We start from the raw sequence: 11,349 nt of genomic DNA, 5'->3' as shown, positions 1-11,349 counted from the left end.
CGACCGTGGCCCGCCACAGGATGGTCGGCGTCCCCTTCTTCAGGGTCTTGCCGTCGAGGGCGAAGATGCCGCGGCTCTCACCGCCGGCGATCAGGTCCTTGACCCCGTCGTTGTTCACATCCGTGGCGACGGCCGCGTAGAGGTCGCCGGCCAGGGGCATGGCCTGCATCCTGCCTGTGCCGGGGTCGACCGTGTAGGCGGTGCTGTCATAGCCGACGGTGAGAAGTCCGCCCTGGTAGGGGCTGATCGTGTCGCCGGACACGGCGCCCTGCTGCCACCAGTCGAGGTGCCCGGTCGCGGCGTTCAGCCCGACGAGCTGGGTGTGCTCGGGACCCGCGGGGGCGGCGGCACTGGCCCTGGTCGGGTCGGAGAGCGAGGCGAACACCTCGCTGCCCTTGGCGTCGGAGGCCAGGCCCATCGTCGGCGCGTTGTACTGGCCGACCGTGGAGGCGGTGGTGTAGGACCAGAGGGTGCGGCCCTCGCCGCCCCAGCCGGAGATGGTGCTCTGGCCAACCGTCAGGTCGGGCGTGATGTTGAGCTCCGCGACCGCGAACCGGGCCTGCGGGGCGTGGGTGTTCGGCAGGACCTTGAAGGCCTCCGGCACGGTGCCCTGACGCGAGGTGATCACCGTGCGACGGCCGTTGTGCGCGTCGATCCCGGTCAGGTCCCAGCTCACCTTGTCAAAGGGGTCGTTCTGCTCGACCACCAGGACGCGGTCCGCGTCCGGGTCCTTGACCAGCATGCGCGGGTAGCCGGGGGTCTTGGCCTGCGCCGCGACCTTGCCGTCGGACGTGTCGAGCACCAGCACGTTGCCGTCGGCGGGCCTCGGGCTGCCCAGGTCCATGGGGGTGTCGGACCAGGACGCGGCGATCCGGCCGGCGCCCATCGACGTCAGATCGCCCCAGTACGCCCAGGGCGCGTGCGTCGAGTAGGTCCAGGCGGCGGTCCCGTTGAGCTTGCCGTGAGCGGCACGGCTGAAGGTGTAGGCGGTCAGGCTGCTGCGGCTGTCACCCTGTTCGGCCACCGGATCGGCGGACCAGTCCGGGCCGGCGGAGTCGGCGACCACCAGCTTGCCGTCCTGCAGCAGCATGTTGCCGACCGCGCCGGGAACCAGCTTGCTCCATGCCGTGTTGCCGGTACGGCCGTCAAGAATGGTGATGAAGGTGCCGTAGTCCAGCTTCGAGCCGGGCGAGGAGAACGGCCGGAACGGAAAGTTGCCCACCGCATAGGCGACGACGACGTCCTTGACGCCGTCGCCGTTGAAGTCGCCCGTCAGGTACGGCTTCGTACCGGTGGGCGACATCTGGAACGGGTTGTAGCCGGCATAGAGGTTCGGCAGGTAGGGATAGGGCTGGAACCAGTGGTTCGGGGTCACTTCCCAGTCCTTGTACAAGGACGTAGCTCCGCGGTTCCACACCTGCTTGCCGTGGGCGTCGTAACGGGCGACGGTGCCGCCGCTGTAGACGGCCACCCAGTCCTTGGTGCCGCCGAGCGGCAGGCTCTCGGCGTAGCCCCGCGCGGTCTCCCACTGGCCGGTGCGCTTGAAGCCGGGGGTGGTGGACGTGGTGTCCGTCTGCTTGCCCGAGCCGAGCGCCGCCTTCGGGGCCGTGCCCGGCAGCGGCGGTGCGGCGGTGGCGGGGCCTTGCTGGGCGGCGACCTGCCCAGGGGTGCCGTCGATCCGTGGTTGGTAGCGACTGCTGAGCTTCTCGAGCGCGCCGACGGTCAGGCGGATGCCCTTCGCGCCCTGCGAGGCATCCGCCTGAACCGGCGGTGTTGCCAGCATGCCGGCGCCGATCGCCAGCGCGGTGGCGACGATGCCGGAGCGTATGCCCCTTCTCTTGCTTCTCAATGGACCACTTGTCTTTCGGATGGGAGTGGACGGTTGCCTCGCTGGTGGCGACGGCGAACCATGCCGTACGGGATGCCGGTACTGTTCCAGTGCAATCGCTTCAACAGGAGAGGAAAGCCTGGCCGATTCCGGTCAGCGGCTGGTACCGGTCAGGCGATAGGCTGCCCAGGCCGACACACGCACGGGCAAGGTGAACCCGTGCTGGAATCCCTAGGCCTCGACGAGCCGACCGAGCGCGCCTACCGCCGTCTGCTGGCTTCGCCGCCACTGACCGCGACCCAACTGGCGCGGCATCAGTCCTGCAGCGCGGGACATGCCCGCCGTATGCTCGACGAACTGGCCGCGGCCGGCTTGGCGGTCCCCTCAGCCGGACGGCCCACCCGCTACGCCCCGGTGGATCCGCGCATCGGCCTGGCCGCCCTGATCCGCGCGCGTCGTCTGGAACTCGAGCGCGCGTCGGTCGCGCTGGACACCTACGGCGCCGAATTCCACGAGCGCAAGCTGAGCTCTGACCCGAGCCGTCTGGTCGAGATCATCGAGGGGCCGACCACGATGAGCGCCTGGCTGACCGAGCTGATGGCGGGCGCCGAGCATGAGGTCCTGTGTTTCGACACTCCGCCCTACCTCACGGCTGACGCGACTGCGCAGCAGTCCGAAGAGGACCTGCTGGCCCGTGGCGTGCGGGCCCGGGCGATCTACTCGAGCGAGGTGCTGGCCATACCCGAACGTGCGGAACTGCTCCGGCAACTGGTGCTCCGCGGGGAACAGGCCCGGGTCCTGCCACATGTGCCGCTGAAACTGCTGATCTTCGACCGCCGCGACGCCATCGTTCCGCTCACCGCCAGCGCCGACGGCCTGCGCAGTACAGCCGCTTTGCTGCACCGGTCACCGCTGTGCGACGCCCTGGTGGAACTCTTCGAGGCGTGCTGGCGGCAGGCCACCCCCGTTTTCGGCAGCGAGGCACAGGAGACGGAAGACGATCTGGACCTCAGCGCCACTGATCGTGCCCTGCTCCATCTGCTCCATGCCGGGTTGAAGGACGAGACCACATGCCGCCAACTCGGCCTCAGTGAACGCACACTGCGGCGCCGGATCACCGACCTGACCGCCCGCCTCGGCGCGACCAGCCGGTTCCAGGCGGGCGCACAGGCGGTCCGCCGCGGCTGGCTCTGAGCCGATCGAGCAGCCGGTACCCGCAGCGGGGCTCCGGCGCGGGACCCCACCGTTCGGGTCAGCTGCCGGAGCCGGCATCGACCCCGACCTGTCCAGCAGGGAACGCGTACAGCTCATCGAGGCACTTGAGCAGGCCGACAAGCATCCTGCCAACCCGAAGCGCCTCGCCGACTTCCCCGGGCGTGGTCCACGCTGGGTGGACCTGTGCCGGGAGGACTCGCTGGCGACGATGCCGCGGTGGACGGGGCCGACCACGATCGAAGGGATACTTGCCGACCTGCGCCAGGCGGCCGCTGAGGCTGGCACGATGAGGTTCATGGATGAGCCCGGCCGGCACCACCTGCTGCTCACCTCCGACGGCCACCCGGTACAGCACGGCTGGTGGAGTCGCGAGGAGACCGCACGCAGCAAGTTCAGCCGCTGGATCGGCGAATACAGCAGCATGCCGGCGCTGCGGGTCCTCCTCACTGACGAGGAGACCGCCACCGTGTTGACAACCTGGCCAACCGAGTCGTAGCAGCCTCTGTGCGTGCCGACGACGTATCTGGTCGGGGCCTCGACAGCGCGTCCTCGCGTAGCGTCGCCTTGTGCTGGCACTCTTTGACCTGGACAACACCCTGATCGATCGCAGTGCGGGCCTTGAGGGTTGGGCTCGCAGCTTCGTGCGCTCGCGCCGGTTGCCCCGGACTGCGGAGTCCGTCGTATGCGATCGGCTCAGGGAGCGCGCCTATCCGGCGGACTTCGTACACCTGCGGACGGTGCTGGGACTCCGCGATGATCCGAGCAGCCTCTGGCGTGAGTACGTCGCTGGTGTGGCTCGGTCGGTGCGCCCGTTCCATGGGGTTCAGGAAGGGCTCGAAGGGCTACGCCGCTCGGGGTGGACGCTCGGCATCGCAACGAACGGGGCGGGCGACATTCAGCGAGCCAAGCTCGACACGACACGGCTCGCACCGCTCTTCGACGGCATCTGCGTCTCGGCGGAGGTAGGGGTACGGAAGCCGGAGCGTCGCCTCTTCGAGGCCGCGGCTAGGGCATGTGGCGTCGAGCTGAGCGCCGGCGGGTGGATGATCGGCGACAACCCGGACACCGACATAGATGGAGGAAGGGCAGCGGGCCTACGGACGGTCTGGGTGGCCAACGGCCGTAAATGGCCTAATGGCCTCCAGAAGCCGGTCGCTGCGGTGCACCGAGTCACAGAGGCCATCGAGCTGCTGCGAGAGAAAAGGAACTAGAGATCTTTAACGGTGCGGGTTACGGCGGGTCGTGACGGCTGTCGTGGGCCGCGCTATGCCGGGAGGATGAGGTATCCCGATGGCGGCGGCTTGACGGCTGAGGAACGGGCTCGGCGTGAGCAACTCCGGCTCGCGGCCGCCGACCTGATCGAGGCCGGGGACAGTGACCGGGAGGTGGCCCGGCGGTTCAGGGTGACCCGGATGTCGGCGAACCGCTGGCGGCGGGCCTTGGCCTCAGGAGGTCGGCAGGCCCTGGCCTCCAAGGGCCCCGGCGGTGCTCGCTGCAAGCTCGACTCAGGCCAACTGCGGCTACTGCAGACGGTGTTGGATGCCGGCCCGGCCGCCTCCGGCTGGCCTGACCAGTGCTGGACGCTGGCGCGGATCGCCGAGGTCGTGCGCCGCCAGTTCGGTGTCGAGTACACCCTGGCGGGGCTGGACCTGCTGCTGCACCGCATCGGCTGGAGCGTGCAGGTCCCCTCCCGCAAGGCCACCGAGCGGGACGAAGAGAAGATCGCCGCCTGCAAGGACGAGCAGTGGCCCGTCATAAAAAGAGGGCGGCGGACTTGGGCGCCTGGCTCTGCTTCGAGGACGAAGCCGGCCAGGGCCTGAGGCCGCCCAAGGGCCGTACCTGGGGCCGGCGGGGTCATACGCCGGTGGTGCGGGTCACCGCCGCGGGCACCAAACGTGTCTCCATGGCGGCGCTGATCTGCACCAAAGCCGGCCACCGGCCCCGGCTGATCTACCGCATCCACCTCGACCGCGGCCCCTCCAAAGGCCGCCGCAAGGGCTTCACCGAGACCGACTACGCCCGGCTGCTCGATGCCGCCCACCAGCAGCTCGGCGGCCCCAGCGTTCTGGTCTGGGACAACTTGAACACGCACGTCAGTCGCACTATGCGGGGGCTGATCGCCGCCCGATTATGGCTGACCGTCTACCAGCTGCCGCCGTACCCTCCCGAGCTCAATCCCGTCGAGGGCGTCTGGTCGCACCTGAAGAGGTCGCTGGCCAACCTCACCAAACGCGGCCTGGACCAGCTCACCGCGTTGGTGAAGACGCGGCTGAAACGCATGCAGTACCGGCCCCGCCTCATCGAGGGTCTCATCGCCAAGACCGGGCTCGACTTCCAACCGTCGTAACCTCAGCCGTTAAAGATCTCTAGCGGCATTCCCTCCGCTCAGCGCGGGGCTCCGCCCCCATCCGGACCATCGAGCCCATACGGCGATTACGGAAAGGCGGAGGAGGGGATATACACGGGCCATGCCGTTTTCGCACAGGGGTTTCCCCGTCTTCATCAGGGGTGGCCGGCCACGTTCGCTCGCCGGGGTCACGCGGGTGCTCTCCCCGCGCGGTGCACTGGCCGTGCACCAGGTGGACGGAGCCTTTCTCTTCGCCCTGCGCGCGGCTCTGGCCATGGCGGTCGTGGCGCTGCCGATCGTGCTGGCCGGGCGGCCCGATCTGGCGGTGTACGCCATGCTGGGCTCCTTCACCACCACGTTCGGGCGCAATCTGCCGTACGGGCGCCGTGCTCGGGTGCTCTCGCTGGTCGGGGTGGCCATGACAGCGTGCGTGGGATTCGGTGCGGCCCTGGCCGCGCTGGCCCAGCCACGGGCGGGCGGAGCCGGTGCCGTCGCGGTGGTGGCGGCGACGGCCGTGGTCGCCGGGCTGGCCAAGTTCGCCTGCGATGCCACCCGGCTGGGCGGACTGGGTGCGGTGCTGCTGCTCTTCTCCTTCGCGGTGGCCGCCAACACCTCCACCGCTCTCGCCGATGTCCTCCCGAGAACAGGGCTGGCCGCGGCGGCGTCGGCGGTGGCCTGGGTGCTGGCCGTGGTGGGCTGGCTCGTCCATCCGGACCGCCCCCAGCGCATCGCCGTCGCCGCGGCACTGCGCGCGCTCGCGGACCTGCTGCACGGGGCCGGCACCAAGGCCACGGGACAGTTGCGGCACCGGGCGACGGTGGCCGTGCTGCATGCGTACCACTCCCTCGGCCTCGCACCGCCGATGGAGCTGCGGCACAGCGGGCACGAGGAGATCTGCGCGCGTCTGACGGACATGTCGTGGTTCCTGCTGATCGGCTCCGTACGGCGGTCGCCCGACGACCTTCCCGTGACGCCGGAGCACCTACGCCGGCAGGCCCTTCTGCTCGCGGACCGACGCCGCCGGGCGGTGCCGCTGCTGCCCGAACTGGAGTCCTGTGCCGCTTCGGGTGACCGGGACCGCAGCGCCCTGGGGCCGGCCGCGCTGCATGCGGACACGGCCGTCCGGCGCGCCTCCGAGCTGATGCTGGGTCGGCACCTCGCCGGGTCCGGCCACATCTCGGTCCGGGTGATTCCGGCGCTGCGGATGACTCTGGGCACCGGGGTGGCCGGTGGACTGGCACTTCTGCTGGGCCTGGGGCACGGCTACTGGGCGGCGATCTCGGCGGCCGCCGTGCTGCACTCGGTCAACATCCGCACGACAGCGCAACGTGCCGCCCAGCGGACGATGGGCACCGTCGTCGGGCTGCTGATCGCCGTCGGTGTGCTGGCCGCGCACCCGGGTCCTGAGGTCCTGGCCCTGGTGATCGTGCTCCTGGAGTTCCTGCTGGAATACACCGTCGTCCGCAACTACACCCTGGGGGTCGTCTTCGTGACGCCGATGGCCCTGCTGCTGAGCGACATGGTCACCCCCGTATCCGCCGGTGAACTTGTCTACGACCGCGGGCTCGCCAGCTTCCTGGGGATCGCCGTGGGGCTGGTCTGCGCGTTGCTGGTGGTCGACGACCACGCCGCTGTGCGGGTGGAGAGCGCGCTGGCCGCATGCACACAGGCGGTGGAACGCGCGGAAGAGGCCCTGGCCCCTCACTGCGGACCGCCGCCCCCGGACGTTCAGGTGCGTCTGGCGCAGGCCGTGGTGGAGTTGCGTGATGCCGACGATGCCGCCGCCGGCGAACTGTGGCCGGCGGGAATCGATCCCGCCGAACTCGCCGCGGCGGAAGAACGCAGTTATCTGTTGCTGGACCGGCTGCACCGCCGTTGGGTATGACCGGCCCTACGGCTGGTGGGCGTGATCTATGTGGCGGCCACCAGGGTTTGGGGGCCGGCTGTCGACTCGATCACCCATGACCACTCCCGTCCAGCCTCTGACATGCTACACGCGGCGGCAGGCCGGTGCCGGGCGCCCGGGTCAGCGCGGGGTGGTGCTCGGCCGTGGTGCCGTGGGTTCCAGGCGGACCACGACGCCCTTGGACGTCGGTTGGTTGCTGATGTCGGCCACGCTGTCCAGGGGCACCAGGACCTGGGTCTCCGGATAGTACGCGGCGGCGCAGCCCCGGCTGGTCGGGTACGGGACCACCTCGAAATCCTCGGCGCGGCGCTCGGCCTCGTCGCTCCACACGCCGACCAGGTCGACGTGCTGTCCTTCGATCAGGCCGAGTTCGCCGAGGTCGGCGGGGTTGACGAGCACCACCCGGCGGCTGCCGTGGATGCCCCGGTAGCGGTCGTTGGGCGTGTAGGGGATGGTGTTCCACTGGTCGTGGGAGCGCAGCGTCTGCAGCAGCAGGTGCCCCTCGGGAAGGTGCGGCGCCTCGCAGGCGTTCCGGGTGAACAGCGCCTTGCCCACGGCGGTGGGGAACACGCCCTCGTTGACGGGGTTCGGCAACTGGATTCCGCCGGGGCGGGCCACGCGCCGGTTGAAGTCGTGCAGTCCCGGCACGATGCGGGAGATCCGGTCACGGATCGTGCCGTAGTCGGCCTCGAACTGCTCCCAGGGGATGTCGGGCTTGCCGTTCAGGGTGCGGCGGGCCAGCCGGCACAGGATGGCGACTTCGCTGAGCAGGAGCTTGGAAGCCGGCCTCAGCCGCCCACGGGAGGTGTGCACCTCGCTCATCGAGTTCTCCACGGTCACGAACTGCTCCCCGCCCGCTTGGACGTCCCGCTCGGTGCGGCCGAGCGTGGGGAGGATGAGCGCGGTCCGCCCGCAGACGGTGTGGGACCTGTTCAGTTTGGTGGAAATGTGGGCGGTCAGGCGGCAGTTGCGCATGGCGGCCTCGGTGACCTCGCTGTCGGGTGCGGCCCGCACGAAATTGCCGGCCAGCGCGAGGAAGAACTTGACACGGCCCTCACGCATCGCCCTGATCGAGTTCACCGAGTCCAGTCCGTGGGCGCGCGGCGGGTCGAAGCCGAACTCCCGCTGCAGCGCGTCCAGGAAGGAGTCGGGCATCTGCTCCCAGATGCCCATGGTGCGGTCGCCCTGCACATTGCTGTGGCCGCGCACCGGGCACGCGCCGGTTCCGGCCCTGCCGAGGTTTCCGCGCAGCATCAGGAAGTTGACGATCTCCCGGATGGTGGGGACACCGTGCTTGTGCTGCGTGACTCCCATGGCCCAGCAGACAACGACCCGTTCGCTGCGCAGTACGTCGTCACGGACCTTCTCGATCTCCCTCCGCGTCAGCCCGGTCGCCGCGAGCACGTCGTCCCAGGACAGCGCTCGGACGTGGGCGGCGAAGCCTTCGAAGCCGCTGGTGTTGGAGCGGATGAAGTCGTGGTCCAGGACCTGCCCGGGCCGGGCGTCCTCGGCCTCCAGCAGCAGCCTGTTCAGTGCCTGGAACAGCGCCAGGTCGCCCCCGGCGCGGATGTGCAGGAACCGGTCGGCGATCTGCACTCCGCGCCCGATCACCCCGCGCGCCTTCTGCGGGTTCTTGAACCTCAGCAGCCCGGCCTCGGGCAGGGTGTTCACGGCGATGATGCGAGCGCCGTTGAGCTTGGCCTGTTCCAGCGCGGACAGTTGCCGCGGGTGATTGGTTCCGGGGTTCTGCCCCACCAGGAAGATCAGGTCGGCGTGGTGCAGGTCGTGCAGGCTGACGGTGCCCTTTCCCGTGCCCAGTGTCTCGTGCAGGGCGAAGCCGCTGGACTCGTGACACATGTTGCTGCAGTCGGGCAGGTTGTTGGTGCCCAGCGCCCTGGCGAAGAGCTGCAGCACGAACGCGGCCTCGTTACTGGCCCGCCCCGAGGTGTAGAAGACGGCCTCGTCGGGGGTGTCCAGGGAGGTCAGCTCGGCGGAGAGCAGTCCGAAGGCGTCGCTCCAGCTGATCGGCTCGTAGTGGTCGGACCCGGGCCGCTTCACCATCGGTTCCGTGAGCCGTCCTTGATGGTTCAACCACATGTCGGACTGCCGGCTCAGGTACGAGACGCTGTGCTCGCGGAAGAAGTCCGCAGTGATGCGGCGCGTCGTGGCCTCGTCGTTGATGTGCTTGGCGCCGTTCTCGCAGTACTCGTTGCGATGGCGGTGCCCCGGAGAGGGGTCCGCCCAGGCACAGCCGGGGCAGTCGATGCCGTCCACCTGGTTCATGGTCAGCAGGTTCACCCCCGTCTTCAGCGGGGAGGTCTGCTGCAGGGAGTACTCCAGAGCGTGCACCACGGCGGGTACGCCCGCGGCCCATTTCTTGGGCGGCGTCACGGTGAGCTCGTCCTTCGGCCGTTCGCCGGGGGGCTTGGTCATCGGGTTGCCTCTCGCTCGTCGTCGTCCCGCGCGAGGTCAGCCGACCGGCCAGCAGGGCACCCGGCTCCTCGGCGGTTCCGGCTCCACGGGCCGTACACGTCCGTTGCGGATCGTTCCCCGCCAGGACCCGCCCGCCTCCCCCAGACCCTCGATGTACTCCTTGAAGTGTCCGAGCTGCGCTCGCACGACGCGTCTGGTCAGCGCGGGTACGACGGGGAGCGCGCCGGCCACGCCGCCCGGCTCGGCCTCCAGCCGCACGCTGACCGACGTGCTCCCCTCCTCGGTGGACCGGAACGACACCTCTCCGCGGTGGGAGGGACGCCGCTCCAGGCTGCGCCAGGCGAGATGGGAGTCGGGCTCCTGCTCGACGATCTCCGCCTCGAACTCACGGCACACCGGTCCCATGCCGACGACCCACATGGTGACGTTGGGCTTGACCTGCTCGACCCGTTTCACCACGGTCATGAACCGCGGAAAGCTCTTGAACTGCGTCCACTGGTCGTACGCGGTGCGCACTGGCACCGCGATCTCGATCGTTTCCTCGATGGTATGCATGGCCCACCCATCTCCAGGCGCCGCGGTCTCCCAGTCTCTCCTCCCGGCAGGTGGGCTGCCACACGGAGAGCAGGCCGTCCGCGTCCGTGCCCCTGTCATCCGGCGCCGACGGCCATCTCGCCGGGACCGCAGGCGGACGCCTCGGCCCGGCTCGGGTGCTCCTCCACTCCGTGGCCTCCGTGGGCTTGCCCGGACCGGGGACGGTACGGAATCGGAACGGCTCGGGGCCACGGCCGGCCCGGATGAACCAGCGCAACCGATGCGTCGAGTACGACATGGGGGACCGGGCCGCAGCCGAGAGCACGCGGAAGGCTGCCCTCTCTTTAGCTCAGGAGTCCGGTAATACAGAGATCGCCGGTTGGGCTCACGAGATGCGCGCTTGGTTCGCACTGACCACCGGCGACTACCGCGGAATCCTTGCCGCCTCGCAGGCCGGTACGGAGGCAGCTCCCTCGCATGGCGTAGCCGTACAGCTTGCCGCCCAAGAAGCGAAGGGATGGGCCAGGCTGGGCGACCGCCGACAGACCGAGGTGGCCCTGGACCGAGGTCGAAAGCTGCTCGAAGGGATGCCGTACCCCGAGAACCTCGATCACCACTTCGTGGTGGACCCGGCGAAGTTCGACTTCTATGCCATGGACTGCTACCGGCTACTCGGAGAGGACCGGTTCGCCGAGAACCTTGCCCACGAGGTGATTCGGGCGGGCACCGACTTCGACGGGTCCGAGCGATCCCCGATGCGCATGGCGGAGGCGAGGATCACCCTCGGTGTGGTGGCGGCGCGGCAGGGCGACCTGGACCAGGCGGTGAACTACGGCGAGTGGGCCTTGAAGGGCGACCGGCAGTCCCTGCCGTCCCTGCTCATGGTCAGCCGCGAGCTTGCAGCCATCGTCAATCGGGCCTTCGCAGCCGAACCGACTGGCCGTGAATACCTTGATCACCTGACCACGCTCAGCCGCACCAACTAGAGCCCGTTACAGGTTTCTCTACCTCATCAAGCACCCGTCGTCGCTTCGCTCCTCCGGGCGGGCGCGGGCGGCCGGCGGCGCCCGCGCTCATGTCTCCGCC

The 11,349-nt window shown here is 69.5% G+C and carries 9 protein-coding genes and 1 pseudogene; 7 read left to right on the top strand and 3 right to left on the bottom strand.

Features of this window, described 5'->3' with window-relative positions; all coding sequences use genetic code 11:
* Positions 1 to 1,849, bottom strand: a pseudogene (locus ACIBJF_RS48850) (hypothetical protein); the annotation flags it as partial.
* A 72-nt stretch (positions 1,850 to 1,921) separates the two neighbouring features.
* Here ACIBJF_RS48850 and ACIBJF_RS48845 point away from each other — a divergent pair.
* From ACIBJF_RS48845 to ACIBJF_RS48820, 6 genes are all read left to right on the top strand, one after another.
* The gene (locus ACIBJF_RS48845) at positions 1,922 to 3,022 is read left to right on the top strand and encodes a helix-turn-helix domain-containing protein (protein WP_399184355.1); all 1,101 of its coding nucleotides are present in this window, start codon (positions 1,922 to 1,924) and stop codon (positions 3,020 to 3,022) included.
* 316 nt (positions 3,023 to 3,338) lie between these two features.
* Positions 3,339 to 3,539, top strand: coding sequence for a hypothetical protein (locus ACIBJF_RS48840; protein WP_399184354.1), 201 nt, complete (start codon positions 3,339 to 3,341; stop codon positions 3,537 to 3,539).
* Positions 3,540 to 3,609: 70 nt separating this feature from the next.
* Positions 3,610 to 4,254, top strand: coding sequence for an HAD family hydrolase (locus ACIBJF_RS48835; RefSeq protein WP_399184353.1), 645 nt, complete (start codon positions 3,610 to 3,612; stop codon positions 4,252 to 4,254).
* A gap of 66 nt (positions 4,255 to 4,320) precedes the next feature.
* A complete protein-coding gene (locus ACIBJF_RS48830; protein ID WP_399184352.1) occupies positions 4,321 to 4,863 on the top strand; it encodes a winged helix-turn-helix domain-containing protein in 543 nt (180 codons plus the stop codon).
* Positions 4,788 to 5,390, top strand: a complete 603-nt coding sequence (locus ACIBJF_RS48825) for a transposase (protein ID WP_399184351.1) — start codon at positions 4,788 to 4,790, stop codon at positions 5,388 to 5,390. Before ACIBJF_RS48830 ends, ACIBJF_RS48825 begins: the two co-directional genes overlap by 76 nt.
* Before the next feature lie 121 nt (positions 5,391 to 5,511).
* Positions 5,512 to 7,275, top strand: coding sequence for an FUSC family protein (locus ACIBJF_RS48820; RefSeq protein WP_399184350.1), 1,764 nt, complete (start codon positions 5,512 to 5,514; stop codon positions 7,273 to 7,275).
* Between the two features lie 141 nt (positions 7,276 to 7,416).
* Here the strand turns inward: ACIBJF_RS48820 and ACIBJF_RS48815 are convergent, their stop codons facing one another.
* Positions 7,417 to 9,729 (bottom strand): FdhF/YdeP family oxidoreductase, encoded by a 2,313-nt coding sequence (locus ACIBJF_RS48815; protein WP_399184349.1) that lies wholly within the window; start codon positions 9,727 to 9,729, stop codon positions 7,417 to 7,419.
* A gap of 36 nt (positions 9,730 to 9,765) precedes the next feature.
* Positions 9,766 to 10,284 carry an SRPBCC family protein gene (locus ACIBJF_RS48810; protein WP_399184348.1) on the bottom strand — a complete coding sequence of 173 codons (519 nt, stop codon included), beginning with the start codon at positions 10,282 to 10,284 and terminating at the stop codon, positions 9,766 to 9,768.
* A gap of 242 nt (positions 10,285 to 10,526) precedes the next feature.
* On the opposite strand from ACIBJF_RS48810, the gene ACIBJF_RS48805 reads away from it, so the two are divergent.
* Complete coding sequence (locus ACIBJF_RS48805) at positions 10,527 to 11,249, top strand: hypothetical protein (protein WP_399184347.1); 723 nt, start codon at positions 10,527 to 10,529, stop codon at positions 11,247 to 11,249.
* The last annotated feature ends 100 nt before the right edge of the window (positions 11,250 to 11,349 follow it).

It is taken from the genome of Streptomyces sp. NPDC050743, from assembly GCF_044456925.1.
Classification (GTDB): Bacteria; Actinomycetota; Actinomycetes; order Streptomycetales; family Streptomycetaceae; genus Streptomyces.
This window is presented reverse-complemented; position numbering and strand designations above follow the sequence as displayed.